Origin of the sequence: Glaciecola siphonariae (assembly GCF_042652645.1) — a bacterium.
Taxonomy (GTDB): Bacteria; Pseudomonadota; Gammaproteobacteria; order Enterobacterales; family Alteromonadaceae; genus Glaciecola; species Glaciecola siphonariae.
The window spans coordinates 240,464-266,450 of sequence record NZ_JBHSGU010000005.1 but is presented as its reverse complement, the minus strand read 5'-3'; the positions used below and the strand labels follow the sequence as shown (position 1 = coordinate 266,450).

The following is a 25,987-nucleotide window of genomic DNA, read 5'->3' as shown; positions in this document are numbered from 1 at the left end:
ACCGCACAGGTGATTTAGAAAAAGACAACGTTTATCAAACTAGTCGAAGTAATGTTAATCACCGCACAGGTGATTTAGAAAAGTCCGCTAAGAAGGAAACGCTCGAATATCTGGTTAATCACCGCACAGGTGATTTAGAAATACCGAATCAAGAATCAAAATTCCTCCGTACAGTTAATCACCGCACAGGTGATTTAGAAAAATCGATTTATGTAAGTTTGCGCAACCGCTTTGTTAATCACCGCACAGGTGATTTAGAAACAATAGTGCCAGTAGTTTTCGCTTTGAGTTGAGTTAATCACCGCACAGGTGATTTAGAAAGTTTAACGTCAGGCCAATTGTGAGTGAGTATTGTTAATCACCGCACAGGTGATTTAGAAATTATTAGATAGCCATTGCTCGGCAATATACTCGTTAATCACCGCACAGGTGATTTAGAAAATGTATAAATCACTATCAGCTACACCACGCGGGTTAATCACCGCACAGGTGATTTAGAAAGTCGGTGTTGGCAGCGCTTTCGCCTTGCCAGTGTTAATCACCGCAGAGGTGATTTAGAAAATACGCACCTAGTCCAGAGTCGGGTAGATATTGTTAATCACCGCACAGGTGATTTAGAAAAGAAGAATTAACGGTCATACTTTGGGGTTCGCGTTAATCACCGCACAGGTGATTAAGAAAGATATACGCGACCATCGACAAGCAGGTCAAAAGTTAATCACCGCACAGGTGATTTAGAAATTCACCGTAGATTTTAGACTTGAAGTTAATCTGTTAATCACCGCACAGGTGATTTAGAAACGTCAACGCCGCCATATCTCGCGTCGTTTGGGGTTAATCAACGCATAGGCTAGCGTTAGCCTTTCCAATAACTTGATATGGCTATTTAGCAATATCTCGCCTATACCAGAGCCATGAATAAAACGGACTTTGAATGGCACGAAGCGAAAAATAAGGAAAATCTATTAAAACATGGCGTGTCTTTTGAAGATGCTTTTTATGATGAATCTCTACTTATTGCTTTGGACGAAAAAATAGTACAGAGTTTGAGCAAAGGTATTTTTGCTTTGGCATGGATCAGAATAAAGCAGGCGTTCTAACGGTAAGATTTACATATCGCGAAAATAAAATACGTGTCTACGGTGCAGGATATTGGCGAAAAGGAAAGAAACTTTATGACCAAAGAAATAATTTACAGTGACGAAGATATTGGTGATGTTAAGTTCATTACAGATTTCTTGCCATCACCAGCTGAACTAAAAGAACGAAACGAAAATACAAAAATCACAATATCACTAAGTAAAAGAAGTGTTGAGTATTTTAAAAAAGCGGCGCTTAACAACGACATGCAATATCAGAAATTGATTCGACAACTATTGGATTATTATGTTGCTCATCGGGAAGAGGCTAGCGAGAGCAGTCAGCGGACCTAGCCACCTCGGCTGCGAGCGCTAGCTAACTCTTTACAAATGAAATCCTAAAAATCGCTATTGCTCAAATCTGTACACACCTTCTAGCACTAACTCGCGTTAGTGCTTTCGAAAATTTTATCAGCCGATGCTGCTACAAAACCTTGATAAAGTGAACCGTCTGCCATTGGGTAGCGCTGGGCAAATTCATAAAAGCAACTGGGTATGCTAAGTGTTGTATCGCTAAACGCAACATCGCTTTTGTCGGCCATTGTTGAAGACTGCGCAAGGCAGACATCTTCGCCGCCCTTTATTTCGCCGCCAGAGGTATTAAGAGCAAAGCCAGCGTCTTTTAATATTTGATTTACTTCACTTAGTTCATCAATGTTTAGCAAGTGGTTTACGCTTACCGTAAAGTGATTTGCTCTATAACCCCACGCTGCCATCCAAGCGGCATACTCCGATTCTTCGAGCAATTTGCGATACTCTTCGCTACTTACCTGCCAATGCGTGCCTGAATATAAAAAGTCATCTGCTTCAACGGCGCTTGGCTCTATCTGATCCACCAGTTTATGAATAATCGCCTGCGTTTGCTCACTAAACTCTTCAACTCTAAGCTCGCTGATAAACACCTTAGGCTGCTCTGGGTCAGGGTGCTGAAAATGCAGCGCGCTGAGCTTTTTGGCAGCAAAATCATATTCACCGCCTTGGGTGTAGCCAACAGCTTTGAAATGCGCTGCGAGTTTGTCTAGGTTGACCTTCTCGATATTAAAGGTGCGCAGCGCAATATGGTCGTTCACAATATCGGCTTTACCGCTCTTGTCGCCCAATAAGGCATGAATGCGTTTTGCTGATGGTGTAATTTGTAAGTAATCTTGCCATAGGCCGTTAAACAGCGCGTTTACGTTAGTGTGCATAATTGCCTCTTATTCAATATCTAAACTCAAGCCAGGACTCAAGGTGCCGGGCAGGGTCACTTTCTCTAGCTCTACTGAGGCCACAGGGTAGGCACAGTAATCTGCCGCATAGTAAGCACTGGCTCGGTGGTTTCCGCTCTCGCCAATTCCACCAAAAGGCGCTGCGCTCGATGCGCCGGTAATCGGGCGATTCCAGTTAACAATACCCGCACGAATACGCGGCAAAAAGTAATCATAATCTGACTGCGCATCAGCCAGCAGGCCTGCCGATAAGCCAAATTTAGTATCGTTAGCAAGTGCAATGGCATCGTCAATGTCGGTGTAGCGAATGAGCTTAAGAAGCGGGCCAAAATGCTCTTCGTCGGGAAGGGTAGCGGTAATCGCCGTAACGTCTATAAGTCCAGGCGTTACAAAGCCGGTGTCGGTGTCTTGCTGCTCGAGAGTAACAAGCGATGTCGCGCCTAAATCAAGTAACTGGCGCTGTGCGCTGACCATAAGTGAGGCGGCCTTTGCTGAAATCATTGCTCCCATAAATGGTTGTTCATCGGCGTCGTAGTGCCCAACGCGAATGAGTTTTATCGCTTTTATGAGGTCTTCAATAAGCTTGTCGCCTGCCGGTCCGCTGGGAACAAACAACTTTCGTGCGCAGGTGCAGCGCTGACCCGATGTAACATAGGCCGACTGAATAACGTCGTGGATGGCTGCTTTAGTGTCGGCCACCTCAGTAACAATAAGAGGGTTATTGCCGCCCATTTCAAGGGCCAGTATTTTGCCAGGGCTGCCCGCAAATTGTTCATGCAGAAGTTTGCCGGTGTTAGAGCTGCCGGTAAAAAAGAGACCGTCAATTTGCGGGTGGCTAGCTAAGGCCTTGCCAGTGTCTACTTGGCCTTGCACAAGGTTTAACACGCCGTCAGGCAAACCCGCTTTATGCCATAGCTTTACCATCATCTCTGCTACTAGTGGGGTTAAATCACTTGGCTTAAATACAATGGTGTTGCCTGCAAGCAAGGCAGGAATTATATGCCCATTTGGTAAGTGCCCAGGAAAATTATACGGCCCAAATACCGCCACAACACCATGCGGTCGATGACGCAATACAGCCTTACCTGCGGGCATCGGATTTTCAACGGTGCCGGTGCGCTCAAGATAAGCACGTTCAGAAATACCCGCTTTACCAATCATTGCTGCCACTTCGGTGGCGGTTTCCCATTGAGGCTTGCCCGTTTCTTTGGCAATAGCGTGAGACAATTCGACCTTGTTTTCCTCAAGCAGCGCAGCAAAATTTTTCACTATCGCTAAGCGAGAATCGAAGCTACTCAACGACCAGTCTATAAATGCCTTGCGTGCAGCTTCAAGCGCAAGCTCAACTTGTGCTGCGCTTGCCCCATTGCCTTGCCAAACGCTCTTATTCTTAGCAGGGTCGATAGAATGAAACAGCATTCCTTCGCCTTTGTGCCATTGTCCGTCAATAAAATGGGTCTGATCTTGGGTAGTCTGTAGCATGTGTAGGCTCCCGATAATAGGTGTTAGGCTGGCGGCGCGCACGGTGCTAGTCGCACGGTGCTGTTTGTGTCAATAAGCAGAGCATCTGCGGTGTCTTGACTAATAAGGGCCTCACCGCCCTCTAGTATCTTAACTGGAGCAATACAGGCTCTGAAGTCGCTAATCTTGTCGTTAATGATAAAATGCATCTCGCAATCTTGCTCAGAAAAGTCTTGAGATACACTTACTTTCACGGCTTTACTTCTGCGCACAGTGGTGATGTTTCTTACGTCGGCTTCAATGGTTGGGCCGGCATCAAAAATGTCAACATAGCCACGATTCTTAAAACCTTCTTGCTGCAGCAGGCGAAGCGCAGGTTTTGTTTTTTCGTGAACCTTACCAATGCAGGCCTGCGCTTCTTTGGAGAGCAAGTTCACATAAATAGGGTACTTGGGCATTAATTCAGCAATAAATACTTTGTTGCCGATGCCGGTTAAATAGTCAGCGGTAGGAAAGTCTACCGAGAAAAAGTGCTTCTCGAGCCATTCCCAAAAAGGGCTCTTGCCGTTTTCATCAGAAATACCGCGCATCTCTGCAAATACCGTCTCTGAAAAACGATGCGGATGTTGAGCCATAAATAGAAATCGAAACTTAGAAAGCAACCGACCCGCCAAGCCTTTGCGCGCCTTTTCTCGCAAAAACAAGGTGCATATTTCACTTACACCGGTGTAGTCGTTACAAAAGGTCAATATGTCTACGGTATTATGAACGCCAAGCTCTCTTGATGCGTGCACGACTTTGCTTACATGATAGTGATAAAATGCGTCATTTAGGCCAACGGTGGCTTCAATGCCCGAGGTGCCCACAACTTCGCCAGTGCTGGTATCTTCCATCACAAACAAGTAGCTTTGCGGGCCTGGTTGAGTAGGAGTGGTGGCGAACGCTAGTTGTGCGGCACTGATTTTTTTACGCAGTAGCGCTTCGTTCACAGGTAAAGAGGTGAAGCCAATACCCGACTCTTGTGCAATCTCGTAGAGCGCAGGGTAGTCGCGCTCTTCAATTGGGCGAATAATCAACATAGGTTGTCCGCCTAATTAATCGTTAGCAATAACGTGAGCTATGCCGCGCTCAAAGCGTGCGAGTCCTTCGGCAATATCTTCGTCAGGAATAATCAATGAGGGGGCAAATCGCACTACGTCCATGCCCGCGACTAAGCACATGAGTCCTTGCTCGTTAGCTGCGGTCATGAAGTCTTTCGCTCTCCCCTTGTACTTGTCGTTAAGGGCACAGCCTAAGAGCATGCCTTTACCGCGAATTTCTGCAAACACGTGGTACTTGTTGTTTATCTCTTCAAGCTTGGCTCTGAACAGGGCTTCTTTGTGATTAACCGCATCTAAGATTTCCGGTTGGTTCACTACGTCAAACACCGCCTCTGCAATGGCGCAGGCTAGCGGATTACCGCCATAGGTACTGCCATGAGTACCGGGTTTTAAGCTTTGCGAAATTTTATCAGTAGTAAGCATCGCGCCCACCGGAAACCCGCCGCCAAGCGACTTCGCTGAGGTCAGAATGTCGGGCTTTACGTCTAGGTTCATATATTCAAACAGCTTGCCGGTTCGGCCCATGCCAGACTGCACTTCATCGAAAATCAGCAGCGCGTTGTGTTCATCACACAGGGCTCTTACACCTTTTACAAACTCCGGGTCGGGTACAATGATGCCGCCTTCACCCTGCATAGGCTCCATCATTACCGCGCAGGTTCGTTCAGAAAACAGCGCTTTTACCGCTTCAATATTGTTATATTCGCAGTGCACAATCGCACCAGGTTTTGGTCCAAAACCGTCTGAGTAGGCCGGTTGACCACCAACGGTCACGGTAAAAAAGGTTCGCCCGTGAAAGCCTTTAGTAAAGGCAATAATTTGGTCTTTATCTTCGCCGTAGTGGTCAAGCGCAAAGCGACGAGCAAGTTTCAGCGCTGCCTCGTTTGCCTCTGCGCCTGAGTTTGCAAAATAAACTTTATCGGCAAAGGTCGCGTTGGTTAGCTTTTTAGCAAGGCGCAGGGCTGGTTCATTAGTAAACACATTGCTTAAGTGCCATAGTTTATTGCCTTGTTCCGCTAGTGTTTTAACAAGGGCAGGGTGGCAGTGCCCGAGCACGTTTACTGCAATACCGCCGGCAAAATCAATGTATTCAACACCTTCTTGGTCCCACACGCGAGAGCCTTCTCCGCGCACCGGCACCATGGCCGCTGGGTTATAGTTAGGCACCATTACTTGATTAAACGTTTCTCGGGTAACTTGCATGTAAACACCTCTGCTAATATGTCTTGTTCGATGGGCAAGTGATATCGCCACATCGCTTACAATTTGGTCGCTAAGTATGCCAGAAATAAACGCGCTAGTCGCTACTATAAAATGCGTGAAGCGCTTGTTTTTACTGCGCTATGCATAAATTGTGCAGGGTAAATGAATAATTATATTTAGCAATGTTTTGCGCAAATTGATAAAAATGCCCTGTGAATAAAATATTGGGTCAGTTGAGCATTCAGGCCGACTTTGCTCTATTACAGAGAGTCTGTGTCACGATTGTATGAAGAGGCCATTAACAAATTAAGAGTGCATATAAACGCATAATCATGCAAAAAATTATGTGAAAAATAATACAAAAAATCGTTTAAAACAGAGAAATTAGCGCATTTATTCTTAAGTTTTAGCTCTCTTCTGGCAGAGATTCGGTGATTTTAAGCTCAATCCCCGTCAGATTGATTTTTGTCACAACAGCAACATCATCTGATTTAATGCCAAAGTTTCGCAAATAAAGCATCGACGCTTCTTTACTCATGAGCTTATGGGTTTGCATCATCTTAAACTGCATATAGCCTTGGGCGTTGAACAAGAGTTTGGTGAGTGGGTGTAGGTTGTGTTCTTCCAAAAACTTATAGCTTATTGATTGAATCGATGTGTAGTCCTCAAAGCCCATACCAATGAGCAGCCATTTGCATTTTAAAAAGTTGAAAATACCGGCATTAATATCCGCCGCATGTTTGCTCCACAGCGACAGTATGTATTTGTGAGAAGGCTTTAATGAAGCTAGTGCTTTAGCTTGGTTTGGGTTGTTGCGTTTACGCGCGTCTATAATACGCTCGCGTAATTTGTCATCGAATGACCGCAGATATACGTTAGCAATAATTGACCGACCTATAGTCGACAACAGACCAAGGTTAAACCCAAAGTGTGGGCGAATGCCGCGTTTTTCGGCCAGTGCTTTGGCAATATTGCCAGTGCCAATGGTGTACAGCCACAAATGTTTTTGTAAGTCAGGCGTAAAGTCTGAGTGTATGGGCATGCAGTTTTTGGCAATGAGCACTGGAATAAGTGAGCGTAAACTCTCTACCCCAATAAAGCTAAGTGCGCTGTGCAGGGTTTTTAGAATAATCGGATGCCCCTGAGAATCCACTCTACGGTACTTAGGCTGGCGTACAAATTTGATCAAATTCTTCTCTAGCCATGGCACTTGCTCTATGCAAGACACTAAGCGAGAGATAGAGCAAGACTCGGTATATAAAATATCAAGCAGTTTGCCTATGGCAAGGTCAAAGTCTAAGACGTTGTAAAAAAGGTCTTCGATGTCGTTAAAGCGTTTTTCTAAGTCAGGTACTAGCGTGCGGTGAAAGTCCGCTTCAATCTCGTGCATGAAATTGTTTTCTGCGGTGGCTGCAATTTCGCGCTGTTTATTGGCGAGTTCTTCTACCATAAGCAGCTTACGACGCGACTCAGCCTGCTCTGAGTCCTCCATCATCTTCATGGCTTCAGTTTTTTGCCCAGCCAAAATAATAGCGTCATCTAACGACAGCAGCATTTGTTCAAAACGGCTGTTATATACACCGGCCAATTGCGAAACGCTCTTTTTCATTCACTATCCAAGTGTTAAAAAATTCTGAAGTACTTGATGACCACATTCGGTAAGCAGAGACTCTGGGTGAAACTGCACACCGTATAATCGCTGCTGTTTATCTTCAATTGCCATGATTTCGCTCTCAGAAAAATCGTGACACCAAGCACTCACAGTAAACTGTTTAGGTAAAGTCGCCCGCTCAACAAGCAACGAATGATAGCGCGTTGCTTTAAATTCAGGCTTACAGTTGCGAAACAAAACCGACGCGCTGTCACACTGAATATTTGAAGTTTTGCCATGCCTGATATGCTTTGCCCTCACCACATTTGCACCTGCGCATTGCGCGATGGCTTGATGGCCTAAACATACCCCTAAAATCGGTTTGTTACCGCTAAAGGCTTTGATGGCCGCTAGCGATACCCCTGATTCGTTGGGTGTACACGGTCCTGGCGATACAACAAGATGTTCAAATTCAATGTGCTGAAGCTCTGGTAAGGTTTTAGCATCATTTTTAATAACAGTGACCGTTTGCTCAAGTTCTTCAAAGTAACGCGCTAGGTTAAAGGTGAAAGAATCGTAGTTATCGATTATCAGAACCAATGCGTTTACCTTTGCACAAACCCAAGAGTTTGGTACACCTTATTTAATGTATCGGACGCAATGGCTTGAGCTTTAGCACTGCCTTGCTGCATAACATGCGTAAGGTAGGTCTGGTCGGCGCGGATTCGATGATATTCACTTTGAATAGGTTCAAGCATGCTAACAACGGCAGCGGCGACGTCGGATTTTAGATGCCCGTACATTTTATCTTCGTACTCGGGTACTAAGGCCTCAACGCTGCGGCCCGTTGCACAAGATAGCAACGACAGCAGATTAGAAACCCCAGGCTTTTCTTTTACATCAAAATAGATGCGCGCCTGTTCGTCAGAGTCGGTAACCGCTCGTTTAACTTTTTTGGTCAGTTTTTTAGGGTCTTCGAGTAATCCTATGACGTTGTTCGGATTGTCGTCAGACTTAGACATCTTCTTTACAGGGTCTTGAAGGCTCATTACGCGCGCGCCCGACTCTGGAATAAAAGGTTCGGGCATGGTGAATACCTCACCATAAATATTGTTAAAGCGTGTCGCGATGTCGCGCGTAAGCTCCAAATGCTGTTTTTGGTCCTCACCAATAGGCACCTCATTGGCCTGATAGAGCAAAATATCAGCAGCTTGTAGGACTGGATAGGCATAGAGCCCAACATTGATGTTGTTCACATTTTTTTGTGATTTGTCTTTGAACTGCGTCATCCGGTTGAGCTCACCCATTTGGGTAAAGCAATTTAACACCCAGCCAAGCTGAGCATGCTCTGGCACATGCGACTGCATGAAAATAGTGCTCTTTTGTGGGTCGATGCCGCAGGCTAGGTAAAGCGCAAGTCCGTCTAAGCAGGCTTGTTGCAGTATTTTAGGTTCTTGACGCACAGTAATGGCGTGCAAATCAACAATCATATACAGGCAATCATGCGTACTTTGCATGTTTACCCATTGGCGTAGCGCGCCCATATAATTGCCCATAGTCAATTGTCCAGAGGGCTGGCATCCGCTGAGAACTACTGGTCTTGCTGGTGTTGTCACAAGTGTTTCCTAACTAATAAGTTGTTTTAGTTTACCGATGGTGTGTGCGTAATTTTCGGTGTTGAAAATGGCAGAGCCGGCTACAAACATATCGGCCCCGGCCTTACGAACCTGCGCGATATTACTTGCATTAATGCCTCCGTCTACCTCGATGCGAACAGAAAGCCCCGCTTCGTCGATGCGCGATTTTAGCGTCTTAATTTTTTCAATACTATGCTCAATAAACGCCTGTCCGCCAAAACCGGGATTTACCGACATAATGAGGACGTGATCAAGCTTATGCAATACATGGTCAAGCTCGTGCAGTCCGGTTCCAGGGTTAAGCGCTAAGCCAACTTTGCAACCATGGCTTTTGACTAATTCAATACTGCGGTCGAGGTGCATAGCGGCTTCTGGATGAAAGCTAATCATAGAAGCGCCTGCTTCAGCAAAGCGCTCAATAAGGTCATCCACCGGGGTAACCATAAGGTGGACATCAATATCTGCGCTAATCCCATATTTGCGCAATGCACTGCAGATCATCGGGCCAAAGCTTAGATTGGGAACGTAATGATTGTCCATTACGTCAAAATGGATAAGGTCTGCTCCGGCGGCTAGCACATCGTCTACGTCTTGCCCAAGGCGAGCAAAATCAGCTGATAAAATAGAAGGGGCAATTAGAGGCTTAAACATGCGTTCTCCGGTGATAAACATTCTACAAAAGTGTAGCGAACTAATGGCACAAGGCAAAGGGTAAACATTGCCCCTATTTGGGGATTGTGTAACAAAAAAGTGCATGTGAGCACTTTAAAGCTTCATGTTTTGCTTAGTCAGGTCGATATCTAACATTGTTACTGTTTAATTAATTTTAATATAAACAATGTTTTATGCCAAAAATGTGCTTTAAATAATATTGTAGGCACTACTTTTGCTAAATTCACACCAACTAGCGACATGATAATAACAATAAAACGACGTTAACGGGTCACAACACACTTTTAATTCGGAGAATTCACATGTTAAACATGAAAAAAACAGCCATCGCGGCGTCTTTATTGGCATCTACCCTTGTCAGCACTCAAGCAATGGCGGAGGCTGAATGGTCAGCTAACGTTGGCTTGCTAAGTGAATATCACTTTCGCGGCATCGTGCAAAACTCTACAGCGACCGCTAATGGCGGCGTTGACTTGTCAGCAGGCGGTTTTTACGCTGGCGTTTGGGCAGCAGACGTTGAAGACGGCCTAGAAATTGACCTCTATGGCGGATATGGTTTTGAGTTTGATAACGGTCTTTCTTTAGGCGCAGGCCTAACCACTTATCAGTACACAGGCGATTTCGACACTGAATATAACGAAATTAACTTGTCGGCGGGTTATGGCTTTTTGAGCGTTGAATACACCTTAGGTGAACGTGACGGAGAAGGCGACCCAGATGATTCATATACCTTTACCGGTGTAACCGCTTCTCATGAAGGGTTTTCAGCGACCGTGGGTATGTTTGGCGGCGACTACGAAGGTAATTATGCGGAGCTTGGCTACAGCACTACCTTTGAAGGCTTTGATGTAGGTGTTGCTTTCATAAAAAGTGACAGTGACTTAGATAACGACGAGTCAGTTTACTTTTCAATCTCGCGTGCATTCAGCCTTTAATCTGACACGACTTACAGCCTCGTTTTAAAACGAAGCGCGTCAGTTATAAACCTTCAGTTATAAACACTGTCAAAACGTCAACCTTCGAGTTGGCGTTTTTTAATGTTTTGGATTACACTAAAACGACTACACGGAGAAAGTGATATGCATAAATCAAAAAGCTATTTAAAGCGAATGGTTGGGACCTTAGCGGTTTCAAGCGTGGCGGTGGTAGTTTCTGTGTATTTAATGTTGGCATCGGCTAACGCGCCATGTCATAACACCACCAGTTCTTTTGCGTCCACAGAAGCGTTGTCGACCCATGCGCTCAAGCGCGGTAATGCCGATGTAGATGTTATGTGTAATCGCAACAACCAAACCATCTCTTGGGTATCATGGCTGTTTAAGCCACCTGAATCAGCGCAGTTTCATTTCGTAGATTTATTAGAGTTACTCAATCGCAACCCCTAGGAGCGCATCTGAATGAGGCGCCCAAACCCTCTGTTTGGTTCTCCATCTTTATGGCAGATTATCAAAAGCGTCTTAGCGAGTTTTTTAGGCGTACAAACGCATCAGAATTATGAACACGATTTTACCCAATCCACTAGCATAGTGCCCTTTATTGTTGTGGGTGTGGTGATGGTGGTGTTGTTGGTATTGTCTATTCTCGGGATTGCCCTTTTAGTTACCTAAGTCTCGCTGTATCTGAGAATTTGAAACTAAGCATTTAATACTAAGAATCTTAAAAGGGCAGTCTTTGAAAGAGTGGTCTCTACAAAAGTGGTCTCTACAAGAGTGGTCTCTACAAAAGTGGATAAGGCAATCAAACAAACTTGCTCGGCTATTTTGTCGTTTGATTATTAAGAAACACAACCAAGTCATCATGCCCGATGGGACGCGAAATCAAATATCCTTGAATATAGTCACAGCCAAGGATCCTTAACTGTTCAAAGTGCTCTTCTGTTTCTGCACCCTCTGCAACAATGGGTACCGACAAGCCATGAAGCATCTGTGTGAGAGAGCCGACGATCCGCTGCTGGCGTTTGTCGATGTCGATATTATTGAGCAATGAGCGGTCGAGCTTCACGGTATCGTAAGGAAAGGCGGTTAAATAAGACAAAGATGAGTAGCCAGCACCAAAGTCATCAATTGCAATTTTAAATCCATTGCCAGTGGCCTGTTCAATCCATGTTTTTGCCTGTTCAAAGCTTGTAATTAAAGATGTTTCGGTAAGCTCTAGTTCAATGCGGCTTGCTTCGATGCCGCGCTCTTTGCACATAGAGCTTAAAATAGATAAGGCAGTGTCGTTAACCAATTGCGATGGGCTTAGGTTGACTGAAATGATTACATTATCGAGTCCAACGCTGTCTAAGTACTCGAGCTCGTTTAAGACATTACCCACTATCCACTCAAACAGAGTGTTCATGTTCTCACTTTCTTCAATCACATCAATAAAGATTGGCGGCGGGATATGCCCAAGATCAGGGTGATGCCAGCGGCACAGGGCTTCAAGCTTTATCACTTCACGCGTGTTTGCACTGACTACTGGCTGAAAAACAACCGATAGTTGGTCGTCGGCCAAGGCAGTTACAAAATCATTTTTAATGGTAAAGCGTCGCTGAACACTTTTACGCATTTGCTCATTAAAGAAGGTGTAGCAGTTTTTGCCATCTTCTTTGGCCTGATACATCGCAATGTCTGCATAACGCAGAAGCCGGTCGGGCTCAATGGCTCTGGCCTCTTGAAATGCAATACCGATACTTGCACTGATTGCGATGCTAGTGTCGTAGATGTGAAAAGGTGCAGAAAATAACTCAACCACAGCATCGGCCATGCTCTCTAAAGCTTTTTCAGAGCTGTAGTTTGAATAACAAATAACAAACTCGTCGCCACCGATGCGATAAACCCGAATAAACTTATTGACCACGCCCTTGAGCCGATAGCCAATCTTCTTAAGCATGATATCGCCGGCCTCATGCCCTAGGTTATCATTCACCGGTTTAAAGCCGTCTAAGTCTAAAAAGAAAATCGCAACATTGGTGATGTGCTCCTCGCGATTCATATTAGCAAGGTCTTCAATGAGCACGTTACGTGTAAACAAACCGGTGATGGAGTCTATAGTGGCTTGTCGAACTAGGCGTTTTTGTGAATTGCTCAGCTCTTGCTCGTAAGATTCGAGTACGTCAATTGCGTGGCGAAATTCATCTTCCAAATCATCTAATTCATCGGGCAGAAGCGCGCGTCCTCGCTTGCCGAGGCGATAGCGAGCAATATTATACTCTTTCGCGCCAATGAGTTTTATAGCGCGCTTTAATTGATTTATTTTTGAGATGGGAATGATGGAGAATAAAATCAAAAACAGCAGAATGCCAAAGGTAAGGGTCACAAAAATTACGATAACCTGTTCGGTTTGTGCTCTTTGCTGAGCAAGGAGATTCCCAGAGATATCACGCATAAACATCAATGTCATATCTTGGCCAACGCCGCTAAATTTTTGAAACCAAACGTAGTATTCCATTTCTTCTGCACGGATGAGCAAGCCGTCACTCTCCAAACGTTTTATTTCATCTTCACTGAGCACCGCCTCGCGAATTTTGCTGTTTTTCTCAACACCGGTCATTACCTCAGATATATAGCGGGTAAGGGTATTATTATCGCGCGATGGCTTATCAAAAGGCGATAGGATTCCGATATCGCTTCCTACTACCTGATTAAGTAAAATGATGGTTGGGTCGAGACTCGACAGCAAAGATAAAGACCACGTTTCGCCCTGAAATTTCACCGGCACAGAAGCGGCCAACTCACACATAAAATGACACAAAATGCCAGACTGTGCTCGCAGGTTGTTGCGGGCCATCATCTGCATATTGCTCATTTCGCTTTCTGGAAATTGACCAAACGAAAAACGTTGTTTGCCATTTGAAAACGACATAGAAGACAGCGAAAAGCTCAGTTGAATACGCGGCCAAATGTCTTTGAAAAAAGCATTAACCTGCTCGGGGGATTTATCGGTTAGGGCGCTTAACAGGATAACTTCTTCGCCAGACAATATTTGTTCGTTCATTTGATTGTTGAACAATAGGTAGCTTGTCTCTAAATGCGCCCGCTTTAGCTCATCTAAATTGCTTTCAAGATTTTTATTTTGCTGAATAGACACAAAAGTATATGAGGCAGCGAGTGACATAACAGCCACGATAACTACCAACAGCAACATCTTTGATAAAAGTCCGTGCAAAATATTCATAAATCTTGTGTTTAAGCTTCCTTAATATGCTGCTTTGGCTGTAAACGAGACGTCTACGTACCTAATATTATCAAGTGTATCGCAACTTACATACAAAACCACGTACATAAAGCGCATATCTGTTTAAACTATCGGCACTTAGACACAACAACTTAAGCAGGTATAAATTTACAAACTAAAAATCAACAGGGTATATACGCCTGAAAACCTGTATCATAGAATGTACTACACTAATTAGCATGTAAATTTAGGTTAATGCAGACTTTGCTGCATAACGTCTACAAGAGAGCAGCATGGATCTTAAGCCTTCGCTTAACAAAGCCGATAGCCGAAAATTAGGATACATTGGAGCTGTGCCGGGCAGTAATGAAGACCTCGGCAGAGACTCAGATTCATGGTTTACGCCTCGCAAGTACATAGATTTGGTCAAGCAAACTTTGGGCGACATTGACCTCGACCCCTTTTCAAGTAAACAAGCCAATGAGCTTATTCAAGCAAAGCGCTTTTTTGATGAAAAAAGTGACGCGTTTAAGCAGGTTTGGTTTGAAGATTCAGGTAGGGTTTTTATGAACCCGCCGTATAGCCGGCAGCTTATTAATGCGTCGATTGATATATTCGTGGAGCACTGGAAAAACGGGAAAATCAGTGAAGCTATAGTGCTGGTAAACAACGCCACTGAAACTAAGTGGTTTCAGCAACTGTTGCTTGAGTCCACAGCGATATGCCTTGTTAACAAACGTATCGCCTTTGAAAATCGAGATGGTAAACATGTATCGGGCAATACGCGAGGCCAGGTGTTTTTGTATTTCGGGAAAAAGACGCAAAAATTCAATAAAACCTTCGGACGCATTGGTGCCGTACTTAAGCGAACCTGAGCGCACTGAGCGGGCACTAGGGTTGACGTATTTCTTGTTGTACTTGCGATACCCGCTTTGCAAAAGGGCCTGAATTTCGCACACTCTCCGGCAAACTAGCCACTACCTCGGTGGCTTGTTCAATGCTATCAAACGACGCTCTGTACAATACGACAAACCATGGCCCGCCATAGCGCTGTGTTTGATATATCCATGTGTTTTGCGTAAGCTGATTATCGCCTATATAGCTGTCTAAAACGCTGCGGTTTTGAATGCCAGAAAGTTGTAACACGACTTGGTTTGATGGAAGCGCTAATAAAGCTGCTTCATCAAATGGATAAGGGGTTTGCGCAGCGGTCTCGTTAGCAGGCGCGGCATTGGAAGCAGGAGCGTTGTTTACCTGCGCACCTGAGGTTTGGCTGGGTGAGCTAAGATTATCGCCTTCGCCTTGCTGTTGCCCTTCTGCCTGCGGCGCGTTGAGCTGCTCGCTCAAAATCGTATTGAGTTGGTCAACGCTCACAATATCAGGGACAGCAAAGTCTTGTGCATCGCTTTGTGCTGAATTAGCTGTAGTTGATTGCTCTTGAGGCGCTGTTGATGCCGGTACTCGAGGCGTAAGTGGTAATTCTTGCGCGTCTTCACCAGGCCAGTTACTTACCAGCATTGCATCAGCAATCCCTTGTTTATCCTCAACGAGCTCCAGTTGCGACTCATACCCTGAGGCATTGACCTCGTCGGTGCTGTCAAAGACGGCGCTTTCGGTATCCGCTGATACCGTATCATCTGCGTTTTCAAGTGAGGCATTATCGGCTGTGTTGCTATTCTCAAGCTCATTATTTTCGCTTGATGTAGGCGCTGTTTGGCTCTTGTCGGGTGCCGCAGGCAATGTTTCGCCTGCAATAAATGCTTTTACATGCTCTGGGTATTGCAAGCTAATGAGAGTGGCGAAGATAAGTAAAAATACAAGCATAACGGCACCAATAAACCAGTTTTTACGAACCAAAGAGTGCGCGTCATCGTTGGCAAAAAAAGCGCGTTTTTGTGCCATTAAATTTTCTAGTGCATTTACATCAAAGCCAACTGCGTCGACCGACTGAGATGATAGCAGCACGGGTTTATTGGTATGATGGGTGGGGAGCCATGTTTGCGCGTTTTCAGTCCACGTTTGTTCAGCAAACAGAATGATATTGATATGAATATTTTCGTTTTGCACACGTGAGTTGGTGACCCATTCCCACAGCTCATTGAGAAAGTTCATATCGATATGTTGCGCCTGCGAAATGCAGACTAAAAAATGGCCTTTATCAGGGCTTAAATCACTGAGTAATTCAGACAGGGGCCTGACAAAACTGCCAACAGTATGGTCGGCTAACTGACGGCAAATGATACGCCGATAGTCTGAGGGCTCTTGGTCGGCGGAGGCAGTAAAAAATGACACCTCAGTGCTTTCGTGCTGCTTCGCTAAAAAATCAGTAAGCGTTCGCTGTTGATTAGCCAAAGAGTCACTGCTAACAAAAATTAGCTGCGATGAATAATTCACCAAGTGCTCTAAGCGTTCATGCAGTTGTGACACCTGACCTTCCTGATATAACTAACCTAATTATGAGACATCTAAAAGTTCAGTAAGTGCTTCGCTACTTACATCCCCAACCACCTTTGCCTTGCCAATGCCAATGGGCAGAACAAATCGCATCGCGTTGTTTACTGCTTTTTTGTCGCGCTGCATATGGCTGATATAAGCCGCAGCGTTCATATTGCCTGGACCTGCAATGGGTAAATCAAAGGCCGCAATTAATTGGCTTATACGTGTCACCTCAGTCAAATCTACGTCGCCACGCATGGCCGATAGTCTTGCAGCAATTACCATGCCAGCGGCTACTGCCTCGCCATGTAGCCAATTACCAAAGCCTTGCTCTGCTTCAATAGCATGACCAAAGGTGTGCCCTAGGTTTAACAATGCGCGGATATTTTGTTCACGCTCATCTTGGGCAACAATTGTTGCCTTTATCTCGCAGCATCGAGCGATCATGGTGTTTAGGGTGTCGCTGTCTTTGCGTTTAATGCTGTCTATATTGTTTTCGAGCCAAGTAAAAAAGGCTAGGTCGTAAATAATGCCATATTTAATGACCTCTGCCATGCCGGCAGCAAACTCCCGAGGCGCAAGAGTCGATAGGGTCGCGGTATCAATATAGACCGCTTTTGGTTGATAAAACGCGCCAATCATATTCTTACCCAAGGGGTGATTGACCGCCGTTTTACCGCCTACTGATGAGTCGACCTGAGACAGCAGAGTAGTCGGAACTTGCACAAAATCGATACCGCGCTGATAGCATGCGCTAACAAAGCCGGCTAAATCACCAATTACGCCACCGCCAAGTGCAACGATGCAGGCGTCGCGAGAGGCAGGCATAGCGAGTAATTTAGACATAATGTATTCGAAATTGGCTAAGGTCTTTTCTTGTTCACCATCGGCTATAACAATCCGGTCGACACGTTTTCCTAAAGCCTGAACACGTCCAGCAAGCGTGTCTAAATAAAGTGGAGAAACTACGGTGTTGCTGATAATAATAATATGTTTTGCGCGAATTTCAGAAAACAAAAAGCCGGCATCTGAAAGAATGCCGGCTTGAATGTATATCGGATAACTGCGCTCGCCTAAATCAACATGTAGTGTAGGCATCGGTCGCGTCCTTTTAATCCCTTAAGCTTTACAGCCCTATTTTATTAATAATTTGATTAGCTACCGCGCGTGCACTTTGCTCGTCGGTTTCTACAACATAATCGGCCACTTCTTCATAAAGAGGATTACGTTCTTCGGCTAAGTTGCGCAATACGGTTTCAGGATCGTCGTTTTGTAGTAATGGACGGCGCTTATCTCGTTGCGTGCGGGCAACCTGCTTGTCGATAGTTGTTTGCAAATATACAACGATACCGCGGGCAGACAGTCGATTGCGAACGGCTTTCGATACAATTGAGCCACCGCCAGTAGCAAGCACAATACCTTGCTTATCGGTAAGGTCATGAATGACCGTTTCTTCGCGCTTTCTAAATCCTTCTTCACCTTCTAGGTCAAAAATCCAAGCAATGTCGGCTCCAGTTCGGCGCTCAATCTCTTGGTCTGAGTCAAAAAAATCAAGGTGAAGTTCATCTGCAAGATGACGGCCAATCGTGCTTTTACCAGCACCCATCGGTCCGACTAAGAATACGTTACGTTTTTCAGCCATATTTTGCTAATTCACATCTTATAAAGTGGTTAATGTTGGCCTGTATTACGCTATTTGTAGCCAACTATGACCATAACAAGTGGCCTTGTTATGAACGAGTTTTGTCCTCGGGGAAAATCGAGATGCCGGATTATCTCAATGATTGACCAGACTTTGCAAGCCCAGATGCAAAAATGCCGGTGATTAATCGCTCAATCACCGGCATTCTCAGTCTAAGTCTTTGAAATCAGTAGCCTTCAATAATAATTTTTGGTGTAACAAAAATTAATAATTCGCGCTTCTCTTCAATCTTTTGTGACGTTTTAAATAAATTTCCAACAACCGGCAAATCGCCGAACAAAGGAACCTTTGATACGTCGTTAGTGCTGGTCTGTTGAAATATTCCGCCGAGCACGATGGTTTCGCCGTTTTCCACCAACACTTGCGTGCTAATTTCTTGCGTGTCGATAGCGACAGCAGGACCGGTTGATGTGGATACAGTTTCACCTCGAGTATCTTGGGTAACAACCAAATTCAGAATAATGCGATTGTCTGGCGTAATTTGTGGAGTGACTCGTAAACTAAGCACCGCTTTTTTGAACTCTACCGATGTAGCACCCGAAGACGTTGCTTGAACGAAGGGGATTTCTGTACCCTGCTCAATATACGCCTCTTGCTGATTGGCAACGGTAATACGCGGGCTGGCGATAATTTCACCCTTATTTTCTGATTCAAGCGCGCTTAATTCTAGGTCTAGAATGTTGCCGTCGACCAAATTAGCAATCTGAAAACCAATGCGGCCGGCCGGATTTGATACCGGTAAATTCACGTTCAAACGGTCAGTAATCGAAGGAAGTAAACCGCCGCCTGCTGCGTCAGCGCCCTCTATTGAGCCCGATACACTGCTATCGCTGCCGGTTCCGGTAAAGCCCCAACGAACGCCAAGCTGCTCGTCGGCATTTTCTCTCACAGTAACCATGCGAGACTCAATCAACACCTGTTTAACAGGAATGTCGAGAGTTTCAATTACCAAGCGTGCTTCGTCTATTGATTCTTGAGTATCGCGAATAAGCAAGGTGTTCGTACGTTCATCAACGCTTACGGTGCCGCGTTCAGATAAAATGCCACCTTCTTGCGTTTTTAATATTTCAGCAAGGGCAGAGGCGGTTGCATAATTTACCGCGATGTTAGCAGATTTTAATTCAGCTAGGCTTTGCACTTGTTGTTTTGACTGTAGCTCTTGGGTTTCGCGAGCGGTAAGCTCTTCGCGTGGAGCAATTAACAAAATGTTGCCTTCAAGGCGCTTATCGAGGCCGCGAATTCGCAAAATCATGTCAAGCGCTTGGTCCCACGGAACCGCTGTTAAGCTGATTGTGACATTACCATTTACGGTATCGGTGGTAACTAGGTTAAACCCGTTAACTTGCGCAATGATTTGCAATACCTGACGAACAGGAACGTCTTGAAAATCTAGTGAGATAGGTGCGCCGGTATACGCTTGCTTGTCGCTTGTGGCGATTTGCTCGGCGGTAATTTCATCGATTGAGAATACGTAGCCGGTGTCGGTTTGTTCTTTGGTCACGCGCACTTTACCGTCGTAGCGTAGTTCAACTCGTGATGTAAGATCGCGCTGGAAGGTTTCAATTGCCGATACAACGGTTCCGAATTGACTAACGTCAATTTCAACGTATTGCTCTTCGGCTAATTCACTGTCCTCAAAGCTCAAGGTGATGTTGCCACGCGCTTCTACCATTGACACGTCGGGTACGCCGTTATCAAAAGTAATGGTAACTTTTGCGGTGTCGCCAGTGCGTGTAAACGCAATATCGCTTAGCGTAACTTCTTGCGCTGCTAATGCTTCACCTACTGGGTCGATTAACGCCACAGGTTCTTCATCTTGAGCAAATATGCCAAGTGTGTCTTGTGAAAATACACTAAAGGTAGCAAGGCCTAAAATGATGGCACATGCCCAGAGCCATATCGGTTTGCGACGGTTTAACTTCTTATTAAAAATGTATTGCTCAGACATTAGATTTCTTCCCCTGCCGCAGACGACATGCTAATAGTGGCAGTTTTTGGCTGCCAACATCCAGCTCCATCTGGGAGCATCTCCTGTATTTTTACTTCATTATCAGATATTTGCGTAACTCTACCATGAAAAAGACCAACATAGTTACCGATTGCTACTCTATGTAAGCTTTGGTCGTTCGCCTTAATCAATGCAAAACGCTTGCCGTTTATAGCGAGTACACCAGCCATTTGCAATGCATCTAGGCCAAAACGCTCTAATTTTTCTTTAGTTCGGTTACGATCTGGCTGTGTGCAATTGGGTGTTGTTTCAATTTGCGCCACGGGTTGCTCACTGGTAGCCCTTTGAAATGGGCTACGCGTGCCTTGAGCAGCATAGTCTACGCTTTCGAACTCTGTAAACGCTGGATAAGGTTCAATGTTTACTTGTGTGTTTGCTTTAACTTGTTGAGTGTAGGTTACTAAGTCATCAATGCTTGCGCCACAACCTGTCAAAATTAAAGCGCTGCTCAAACCAACTAAAATGCGCTTCATTGCATCCCCTCCGTTTGTTCTGAGCGGTAAGTTTTTGCCTGCATACGCAGCGCTAGTTCGCCGTTTGTGCGAGTAATATCAAAGTCGTGCAAGGTTACAATACGCGGTAAGTTGGCCACATTTGATGTAAATTGACCGAACTCGTGATAACCGCCAACAACTTCGATTTGTATGGGTAACTCAGTATAAAACTCTTTTGGAATTTCGCGTTGCCAGTTGAGTAACTTAAACGACAAACCAGCATCGGTGCCTACAAAAGTAACGTCATCTAACAAACCCGGTGTTTCATTAGAGGTAGGTAGAGATTTAAGCATCGATGAAAAGTCTTTCTCAATGCGCGCTAGCTGTTCTTTGTACGCTTCAAGATTCACTGCGATACGATATTTCGCTTCAAATTCGCTACGAAGGTCCTGCTCTTGATTTTCAACCGCCTCAAGTTGCGGTAGCTTGCCTGAAATAATCATGTAGTAACAACCTGCGCCTACCATGATTGCGCAAACTAAAGCGACCAATATCTTGACTTCTTTGGGCCATATTGCGACCTGTTCAAAGTCTAAATCATTAACCTCTTTTAACTTATTAAAATCGAAAGCCATGATTATCGTCCTCCTGCATTAGCGTCAGCCTGACGTTCTTCAGGAGCGTATTTTTCGCTTAACGACATCGTTAATTCAAAATCACTGATAGCGTTTGAGGTAGACGCGTCTGCGACTATTGATGAAAGCACCGGATTCACAAAAACCTCAGACTCCTCAAGGCCGCGCATAAAGGCCGATAAGCGGTTGTTTGATTCGCTAATACCAATTAACTTGAGGTCATTGCCGGTGCGGTTAAGACTATTAAACGATACTCCTGCCGGTACTAGCTTTGTGAGTTCTTCAAACACAATTGGCGTGACGTTTCGACTAACCTGCAGTTGTTCGATGAGCGCCATGCGCACGACGATCTCTTCTTTTGCTTCTTTAATCCGCTTGATTTCGTCTATCTGGGCGTCAAGCACTTGGATTTCTTGTCTTAAATAGTCGTTGCGAGCACTTTGGTTGCGGATTTGCTGTTCAATAAACTCTCCCGCAAGCCAAAATATTGCAAAAACCGCCACGGCCACAAGGCCGAGCGACATGAGATATTGTTGCTTTTGAGTTTGCCGAAGCGACTCTCGCCACGGCAGAAGGTTTATTTGCGCCATGCGTGTAAGCTCCTCGTTGCTAAGCCTGTCGCAATGGTCAACTGCGGCGCCACCGACAAGAGCTTTTCTTTGTTAACTCGTGAATCAAATTCCATTTTTTCAAACGCATTAAACCGGCGAACTTTCATGGCCATGTCTCTACTGAGGTCTTCGCAAATATTGGGAAGATTCGCGCCGCCGCCACTGAGCGTAAATGACGAGGGCATGGGTTTGTGAGTAGTAGCAACAAACATTTGAAGTGCTCGTTGAATCTGTTGTTGTAAGGAAGATATAAACGCGGGAAGGTTGTCTGAAAACCATGTGTCGGGCGCAGTGCCGCTGGCAAGTTGTGACTCTACCTCTTGACCATCAATGTTATATAACATTGCCAAGTCTTGGATAAAGCTATTCACACCAAAACTGTGCTCTTTATTGTAAATAACGCGTTTTCCTTCGGTCACGCATATTTGCATTAACGATGCGCCTAAGTTAATGCATACACCAATGTCACTATCGCCGCTGTTGCCGAATCGCATAAAGCTATCACCTAGCACGTTAGACTCAATGTCTACGATTACTGGTTCAAATGGCGCCTCGCGAACCAGGGTGATGCGGCTGTCAATTAAGTCGCGATGGGCAGCGCTGAGTAATACTTCAACTTTCCCGATGTGTGACTTAGACGGCGCGATTTCCTGAAAATCCAAATAAACTTCGTCAAGCGGATACGGAATAAGGCTGTCGGCTTCTAATTCAATCTGGGTTTCGAGTTCAAAGTCGCTCTGGTCTGGCTCCATGTAAACCATTTTACTGATCACTGAAGAGCCTGCTACTGCAATGGCGCACTCTTTGCTCTTTGACCGAACAGACATTTGTACCTTTTTTAGGGCTTTGCTAATGGCGTCGAAGTCTTTTATTTCACGCTCGGCAAAAGCAGCACCAACAATCGGCTCACACGCAAAAGCAAGTACTTTGCATTGTGAGCTAGACACATCTAGGCTGATCGCTTTAACGAACTTTGTGCCTATGTCTAAACCGATAATTGTCTTAGCTTTTTTTTGAAAAAGCGATTTCATTCAATGGCGGCCTGTAGTTAGTTGCAGTATCATACGTTGGCATAATACTGATTTTTATAAAAATGTATGTAGTTGATAACGGCACATACGTATAAAATTTGAGTGTTAATTCTAATTTAATTGAGCAGCTAAGCTATTGTGAAGTATATAAAAGTCATTTTAATCCTTATTTTACTTGGGTTCTTTTTGAGCGTCGCGTCCGTTTTAGGGATGTATTTCTATCTCAAAGACGACCTTCCGAGCGTGGAGGTACTTAAAGATGTTGAACTACAAACCCCGATGCGTATTTTCACACAAGACGGTAAGCTAATTTCTCAATATGGCGTTAAGCGCAGAATACCCGTTTCCTTAGACGATGTCCCCGAGACCTTAATACAGGCTATCATTGCAACCGAAGACAGCCGATTTTACGAACATATGGGCGTCGATCCTATTGGCGTAATGAGAGCCGCCCTTAATCTTGCCGTGACTGGAGAAAAAAAACAAGGTGCAAGTACCTTAACTATGCAATTAGCAAGAGGTTTTTTCTTAAATCGACGCAAAGAGTACTCTAGAAAAATCAAAGAAGTCTTCATTGCGTATCATATGGAGCAAGAATTAACAAAGGATGAAATATTAGAACTTTACTTGAATAAAGTCGAGCTTGGTCATCGATCGTTTGGTGTAGGTGCGGCGGCTCAGGTGTATTATGGCAAGGAATTAAAAGACCTGAGTTTAGCGCAAGTTGCGACGCTGGCCGGTTTGCCACAGGCACCTTCTGCGCTCAATCCGATTAGTCAGCCAGAGCGTTCAAAAGAACGCCGGCGCATTGTATTGTTGCGCATGCTAGATGAGGGCTATATTACGCAAGCACAGTTTGATGAAGCATCAAACGCTCCGGTAACTGCGCGTAAGCATGGTGCAGAGATAGAGCTGGATGCTCCTTATCTTGCCGACATCATTTATAACGAGCTTGTAGAAATATACGGTAAAGAAATTGCTGAGACGAGCGGCTTTAACGTTTATGCAGCTGCGCACTCAGATTATCAAGAGGCGGCGCAAAACGCAGTAGTGCAAAACCTTCATGACTATGATGAGCGCCACGGATATCGAGGGCCGCTCGATGTGTTGTACAAGCCGCTCACTGAAAAAATGCTTGAAGAGTTTGGTTTTGAAGCCCCCCTTAGTCCTGACGAGGCGGCACAAATTCAGCAGAGGTATGGTCAATTTGAGCCGCTTAACCAAGAGCAAATGCTCGCCGCACTCAATAATTACAAAAGTATTGGCATATTAACGCCCGCGGTGGTGACTTCGGTTGCTCAGAAAAGCGCAGAGGTGCTAACCAAAGACCATGGCAGGCTCGTTTTGGATTGGGACGGTCTTGATTGGGCTCGGGAGTACATTAGCGACAGCGCGCAAGGGAATGAACCTGAGCAAGCAAGCGACATTCTGCATGAAGGTATGGTGGTGTATGTTCGCCAGCGTCTTGATGATAAACAGTGGCAGTTGGGCCAGATGCCTGACGCCTCTGGCGCATTTGTCGCAATAAACCCATATGACGGCGCCGTCGAAGCGGTTGTTGGTGGTTATGACTTTTACGACAGTCAGTTTAACCGAGCCACGCAAGCAAAAAGACAAGTCGGTTCGAATATCAAACCGTTTATTTATGCCTCAGCCCTTGATAATGGCTACACCCTCGCATCGGTCATTAACGACGCACCCATTAATCAATGGGATGCATCATCAGGAATTGCGTGGCGTCCTCAAAATTCTCCCGCCGTTTACGACGGCCCCATTCGCATGCGAAAAGCACTTGGGAAATCTAAAAACGTGGTGTCGGTTAGATTACTTCGCGGCGTTGGGCTGGACAACACGCGAGAATATCTCACGCGTTTCGGTTTTTTACGCGATGAGGTGCCGCGAGATGAAACCATGTCATTAGGCTCTGGATCGCACACGCCTCTTGAAGTAGCCAGAGCCATGGCCATAATAGCCAACGGTGGTTTTGGCGTGCAGCCGTATTTTATTGAACGCATAGAAAGTGCAGATTCACAGATAATTTGGCAGGCCGAGCCCTTACTTGCCTGTGACCCTTGTACAGACGATGGTACGCAATTAGAAAACGAGCAACTGGCAAAACAAGCACCTAGTGATGCAGCCGATAGCAATGCCTTATCGGATATTGACGAACTCGAAGCACAATTGGCACAAGAGTTTAGTATTGGTAATCAGCCGTCTTTAAATCAGGACCCTTCATCAGACTCTGCGGCCGACGAGGCAGGTGATGCTCAAGATATGACGGCGCAAAACAACCTTGCCTCACGCTCCGCGCCTCGTGTGGTCAGTGAGCAAACCGCGTTTTTAGTCCAAGAAATGCTGCGGACCGCTGTGCGAACTAACGGTAGCTGGAATACTCCGAGCTATTGGATGGGAACAGGATGGCGGGCAAGAAACTTACTACAGCGAGACGATATCGGCGGAAAAACCGGGACCACAAATGATTCTAGAGACACATGGTTTACAGGTTTTGCAGGCGATTTGGTGGCAACATCTTGGATGGGCTTCGATAATCCTGCTCGTGAACTCGGCCGCGCCACCCGCAACCAGAATTTAATTAATAAAAACCCAGAACGCTTCAACTGGATTGGAAATGCGCTGATTGGCACCGAAGATGGTGCAAAAGCGGCGCAACCTGCGTGGATCAGGTTTATGCAAGCGGTGCTTGAAGACACCCCAGAGCGCACAAAAATGATCCCCGAGGGCATAGTACGCGTGCGAATTGATCGCGCCACAGGTAAACTAACCGACAAAACAGATGCATCTTCAATGTTTGAGTATTTTGCAAAGGGCACTGAGCCTACAAGCTATGCACAAGATACTGATTTATCGCTGCCAGTTGAAAATGAAGTGGAGCAAGAAGATGAAACCATCCTCGACGATATTTTCTAGCAGATGGCGCAAAACTTACACACAACTAAGACT

The 25,987-nt window shown here is 45.3% G+C and carries 24 protein-coding genes and 1 CRISPR repeat array (1 of these 25 only partly in view); of the genes, 7 read left to right on the top strand and 17 right to left on the bottom strand.

Annotated elements, in window-relative coordinates; translation table 11 throughout:
- Positions 1 to 801: a CRISPR direct-repeat array (repeat unit 28 nt; unit sequence GTTAATCACCGCACAGGTGATTTAGAAA); it reaches 1,747 nt to the left of the window's first position.
- Positions 802 to 914: 113 nt separating this feature from the next.
- Both ACFO4O_RS12395 and ACFO4O_RS12390 read left to right on the top strand, forming a co-directional pair.
- A complete protein-coding gene (locus tag ACFO4O_RS12395) occupies positions 915 to 1,100 on the top strand; it encodes a BrnT family toxin (RefSeq protein ID WP_382408983.1) in 186 nt (61 codons plus the stop codon).
- A gap of 75 nt (positions 1,101 to 1,175) precedes the next feature.
- On the top strand, positions 1,176 to 1,433 hold the full coding sequence (locus tag ACFO4O_RS12390) for a hypothetical protein (protein ID WP_382408981.1): 258 nt from the start codon (positions 1,176 to 1,178) through the stop codon (positions 1,431 to 1,433).
- Between the two features lie 86 nt (positions 1,434 to 1,519).
- Here the strand turns inward: ACFO4O_RS12390 and ACFO4O_RS12385 are convergent, their stop codons facing one another.
- The 8 genes from ACFO4O_RS12385 to rpe form a co-directional block, all read right to left on the bottom strand.
- A complete protein-coding gene (locus ACFO4O_RS12385; protein WP_382408980.1) occupies positions 1,520 to 2,326 on the bottom strand; it encodes a DUF1338 domain-containing protein in 807 nt (268 codons plus the stop codon).
- A gap of 9 nt (positions 2,327 to 2,335) precedes the next feature.
- Complete coding sequence (astD, locus tag ACFO4O_RS12380) at positions 2,336 to 3,829, bottom strand: succinylglutamate-semialdehyde dehydrogenase (protein ID WP_382408978.1); 1,494 nt, start codon at positions 3,827 to 3,829, stop codon at positions 2,336 to 2,338.
- A gap of 23 nt (positions 3,830 to 3,852) precedes the next feature.
- A complete protein-coding gene (gene astA, locus ACFO4O_RS12375; RefSeq protein WP_382408976.1) occupies positions 3,853 to 4,887 on the bottom strand; it encodes an arginine N-succinyltransferase in 1,035 nt (344 codons plus the stop codon).
- A gap of 15 nt (positions 4,888 to 4,902) precedes the next feature.
- Complete coding sequence (locus tag ACFO4O_RS12370; protein WP_382408974.1) at positions 4,903 to 6,111, bottom strand: aspartate aminotransferase family protein; 1,209 nt, start codon at positions 6,109 to 6,111, stop codon at positions 4,903 to 4,905.
- Between the two features lie 406 nt (positions 6,112 to 6,517).
- The gene (locus tag ACFO4O_RS12365; RefSeq protein ID WP_382408972.1) at positions 6,518 to 7,720 is read right to left on the bottom strand and encodes an HDOD domain-containing protein; all 1,203 of its coding nucleotides are present in this window, start codon (positions 7,718 to 7,720) and stop codon (positions 6,518 to 6,520) included.
- Positions 7,721 to 7,723: 3 nt separating this feature from the next.
- Positions 7,724 to 8,302, bottom strand: a complete 579-nt coding sequence (locus ACFO4O_RS12360) for an anthranilate synthase component II (protein WP_382408970.1) — start codon at positions 8,300 to 8,302, stop codon at positions 7,724 to 7,726.
- Positions 8,303 to 8,307: 5 nt separating this feature from the next.
- Positions 8,308 to 9,318 (bottom strand): tryptophan--tRNA ligase, encoded by a 1,011-nt coding sequence (gene trpS / locus ACFO4O_RS12355; protein ID WP_382408968.1) that lies wholly within the window; start codon positions 9,316 to 9,318, stop codon positions 8,308 to 8,310.
- 9 nt (positions 9,319 to 9,327) lie between these two features.
- Positions 9,328 to 9,990: a ribulose-phosphate 3-epimerase gene (gene rpe / locus ACFO4O_RS12350; protein ID WP_382408966.1), complete on the bottom strand. Its 663-nt coding sequence runs from the start codon at positions 9,988 to 9,990 to the stop codon at positions 9,328 to 9,330.
- A 323-nt stretch (positions 9,991 to 10,313) separates the two neighbouring features.
- Here rpe and ACFO4O_RS12345 point away from each other — a divergent pair, with 323 nt between their 5' ends.
- The 3 genes from ACFO4O_RS12345 to ACFO4O_RS12335 all read left to right on the top strand — a co-directional run bounded on the left by ACFO4O_RS12345 (position 10,314) and on the right by ACFO4O_RS12335 (position 11,618).
- Positions 10,314 to 10,946 (top strand): TorF family putative porin, encoded by a 633-nt coding sequence (locus tag ACFO4O_RS12345; RefSeq protein WP_382408964.1) that lies wholly within the window; start codon positions 10,314 to 10,316, stop codon positions 10,944 to 10,946.
- A gap of 144 nt (positions 10,947 to 11,090) precedes the next feature.
- Positions 11,091 to 11,396 carry a hypothetical protein gene (locus tag ACFO4O_RS12340; RefSeq protein WP_382408963.1) on the top strand — a complete coding sequence of 102 codons (306 nt, stop codon included), beginning with the start codon at positions 11,091 to 11,093 and terminating at the stop codon, positions 11,394 to 11,396.
- A 12-nt stretch (positions 11,397 to 11,408) separates the two neighbouring features.
- Positions 11,409 to 11,618, top strand: a complete 210-nt coding sequence (locus ACFO4O_RS12335; protein WP_382408961.1) for a DUF2970 domain-containing protein — start codon at positions 11,409 to 11,411, stop codon at positions 11,616 to 11,618.
- Between the two features lie 148 nt (positions 11,619 to 11,766).
- On the opposite strand, the gene ACFO4O_RS12330 is transcribed toward ACFO4O_RS12335, so the two are convergent.
- The gene (locus ACFO4O_RS12330; RefSeq protein WP_382408959.1) at positions 11,767 to 14,169 is read right to left on the bottom strand and encodes a putative bifunctional diguanylate cyclase/phosphodiesterase; all 2,403 of its coding nucleotides are present in this window, start codon (positions 14,167 to 14,169) and stop codon (positions 11,767 to 11,769) included.
- 293 nt (positions 14,170 to 14,462) lie between these two features.
- Here ACFO4O_RS12330 and ACFO4O_RS12325 point away from each other — a divergent pair, with 293 nt between their 5' ends.
- The gene (locus tag ACFO4O_RS12325; protein WP_382408957.1) at positions 14,463 to 15,044 is read left to right on the top strand and encodes a DNA N-6-adenine-methyltransferase; all 582 of its coding nucleotides are present in this window, start codon (positions 14,463 to 14,465) and stop codon (positions 15,042 to 15,044) included.
- A 16-nt stretch (positions 15,045 to 15,060) separates the two neighbouring features.
- On the opposite strand, the gene ACFO4O_RS12320 is transcribed toward ACFO4O_RS12325, so the two are convergent.
- From ACFO4O_RS12320 to pilM, 8 genes are all read right to left on the bottom strand, one after another.
- The gene (locus tag ACFO4O_RS12320) at positions 15,061 to 16,596 is read right to left on the bottom strand and encodes an SPOR domain-containing protein (protein WP_382408955.1); all 1,536 of its coding nucleotides are present in this window, start codon (positions 16,594 to 16,596) and stop codon (positions 15,061 to 15,063) included.
- Between the two features lie 27 nt (positions 16,597 to 16,623).
- Complete coding sequence (aroB, locus tag ACFO4O_RS12315) at positions 16,624 to 17,703, bottom strand: 3-dehydroquinate synthase (protein ID WP_382408953.1); 1,080 nt, start codon at positions 17,701 to 17,703, stop codon at positions 16,624 to 16,626.
- A 28-nt stretch (positions 17,704 to 17,731) separates the two neighbouring features.
- Positions 17,732 to 18,247 (bottom strand): shikimate kinase AroK, encoded by a 516-nt coding sequence (aroK, locus tag ACFO4O_RS12310; RefSeq protein WP_382408951.1) that lies wholly within the window; start codon positions 18,245 to 18,247, stop codon positions 17,732 to 17,734.
- A gap of 226 nt (positions 18,248 to 18,473) precedes the next feature.
- Positions 18,474 to 20,255 carry a type IV pilus secretin PilQ gene (locus tag ACFO4O_RS12305; protein ID WP_382408949.1) on the bottom strand — a complete coding sequence of 594 codons (1,782 nt, stop codon included), beginning with the start codon at positions 20,253 to 20,255 and terminating at the stop codon, positions 18,474 to 18,476.
- Positions 20,255 to 20,788 (bottom strand): pilus assembly protein PilP, encoded by a 534-nt coding sequence (locus tag ACFO4O_RS12300; protein WP_382408947.1) that lies wholly within the window; start codon positions 20,786 to 20,788, stop codon positions 20,255 to 20,257. Before ACFO4O_RS12300 ends, ACFO4O_RS12305 begins: the two co-directional genes overlap by 1 nt.
- Positions 20,785 to 21,384, bottom strand: coding sequence for a type IV pilus inner membrane component PilO (locus ACFO4O_RS12295; protein WP_382408945.1), 600 nt, complete (start codon positions 21,382 to 21,384; stop codon positions 20,785 to 20,787). The genes ACFO4O_RS12300 and ACFO4O_RS12295 overlap by 4 nt, the downstream gene beginning before the upstream one ends.
- A gap of 2 nt (positions 21,385 to 21,386) precedes the next feature.
- The gene (locus ACFO4O_RS12290) at positions 21,387 to 21,974 is read right to left on the bottom strand and encodes a PilN domain-containing protein (RefSeq protein ID WP_382408943.1); all 588 of its coding nucleotides are present in this window, start codon (positions 21,972 to 21,974) and stop codon (positions 21,387 to 21,389) included.
- Positions 21,962 to 23,026 (bottom strand): type IV pilus assembly protein PilM, encoded by a 1,065-nt coding sequence (pilM, locus tag ACFO4O_RS12285; RefSeq protein ID WP_382408941.1) that lies wholly within the window; start codon positions 23,024 to 23,026, stop codon positions 21,962 to 21,964. Before pilM ends, ACFO4O_RS12290 begins: the two co-directional genes overlap by 13 nt.
- Before the next feature lie 138 nt (positions 23,027 to 23,164).
- Between pilM and ACFO4O_RS12280 the strand changes: the two genes are divergently transcribed.
- Positions 23,165 to 25,954, top strand: coding sequence for a penicillin-binding protein 1A (locus tag ACFO4O_RS12280; protein ID WP_382408939.1), 2,790 nt, complete (start codon positions 23,165 to 23,167; stop codon positions 25,952 to 25,954).
- Positions 25,955 to 25,987: the final 33 nt, after the last annotated feature.

What these genes read in the sequence shown, in the direction of transcription:
- ACFO4O_RS12395 (WP_382408983.1), top strand. Translation starts at nt 915, where the DNA reads ATGAATAAAACGGACTTTGAATGGCACGAAGCGAAAAATAAGGAAAAT.
- ACFO4O_RS12390 (WP_382408981.1), top strand. Translation starts at nt 1,176, where the DNA reads ATGACCAAAGAAATAATTTACAGTGACGAAGATATTGGTGATGTTAAG.
- ACFO4O_RS12385 (WP_382408980.1), bottom strand. Translation starts at nt 2,326, where the DNA reads ATGCACACTAACGTAAACGCGCTGTTTAACGGCCTATGGCAAGATTAC.
- astD (WP_382408978.1), bottom strand. Translation starts at nt 3,829, where the DNA reads ATGCTACAGACTACCCAAGATCAGACCCATTTTATTGACGGACAATGG.
- astA (WP_382408976.1), bottom strand. Translation starts at nt 4,887, where the DNA reads ATGTTGATTATTCGCCCAATTGAAGAGCGCGACTACCCTGCGCTCTAC.
- ACFO4O_RS12370 (WP_382408974.1), bottom strand. Translation starts at nt 6,111, where the DNA reads ATGCAAGTTACCCGAGAAACGTTTAATCAAGTAATGGTGCCTAACTAT.
- ACFO4O_RS12365 (WP_382408972.1), bottom strand. Translation starts at nt 7,720, where the DNA reads ATGAAAAAGAGCGTTTCGCAATTGGCCGGTGTATATAACAGCCGTTTT.
- rpe (WP_382408966.1), bottom strand. Translation starts at nt 9,990, where the DNA reads ATGTTTAAGCCTCTAATTGCCCCTTCTATTTTATCAGCTGATTTTGCT.
- ACFO4O_RS12345 (WP_382408964.1), top strand. Translation starts at nt 10,314, where the DNA reads ATGTTAAACATGAAAAAAACAGCCATCGCGGCGTCTTTATTGGCATCT.
- ACFO4O_RS12340 (WP_382408963.1), top strand. Translation starts at nt 11,091, where the DNA reads ATGCATAAATCAAAAAGCTATTTAAAGCGAATGGTTGGGACCTTAGCG.
- ACFO4O_RS12335 (WP_382408961.1), top strand. Translation starts at nt 11,409, where the DNA reads ATGAGGCGCCCAAACCCTCTGTTTGGTTCTCCATCTTTATGGCAGATT.
- ACFO4O_RS12330 (WP_382408959.1), bottom strand. Translation starts at nt 14,169, where the DNA reads ATGAATATTTTGCACGGACTTTTATCAAAGATGTTGCTGTTGGTAGTT.
- ACFO4O_RS12325 (WP_382408957.1), top strand. Translation starts at nt 14,463, where the DNA reads ATGGATCTTAAGCCTTCGCTTAACAAAGCCGATAGCCGAAAATTAGGA.
- aroB (WP_382408953.1), bottom strand. Translation starts at nt 17,703, where the DNA reads ATGCCTACACTACATGTTGATTTAGGCGAGCGCAGTTATCCGATATAC.
- aroK (WP_382408951.1), bottom strand. Translation starts at nt 18,247, where the DNA reads ATGGCTGAAAAACGTAACGTATTCTTAGTCGGACCGATGGGTGCTGGT.
- ACFO4O_RS12305 (WP_382408949.1), bottom strand. Translation starts at nt 20,255, where the DNA reads ATGTCTGAGCAATACATTTTTAATAAGAAGTTAAACCGTCGCAAACCG.
- ACFO4O_RS12300 (WP_382408947.1), bottom strand. Translation starts at nt 20,788, where the DNA reads ATGAAGCGCATTTTAGTTGGTTTGAGCAGCGCTTTAATTTTGACAGGT.
- ACFO4O_RS12295 (WP_382408945.1), bottom strand. Translation starts at nt 21,384, where the DNA reads ATGGCTTTCGATTTTAATAAGTTAAAAGAGGTTAATGATTTAGACTTT.
- ACFO4O_RS12290 (WP_382408943.1), bottom strand. Translation starts at nt 21,974, where the DNA reads ATGGCGCAAATAAACCTTCTGCCGTGGCGAGAGTCGCTTCGGCAAACT.
- pilM (WP_382408941.1), bottom strand. Translation starts at nt 23,026, where the DNA reads ATGAAATCGCTTTTTCAAAAAAAAGCTAAGACAATTATCGGTTTAGAC.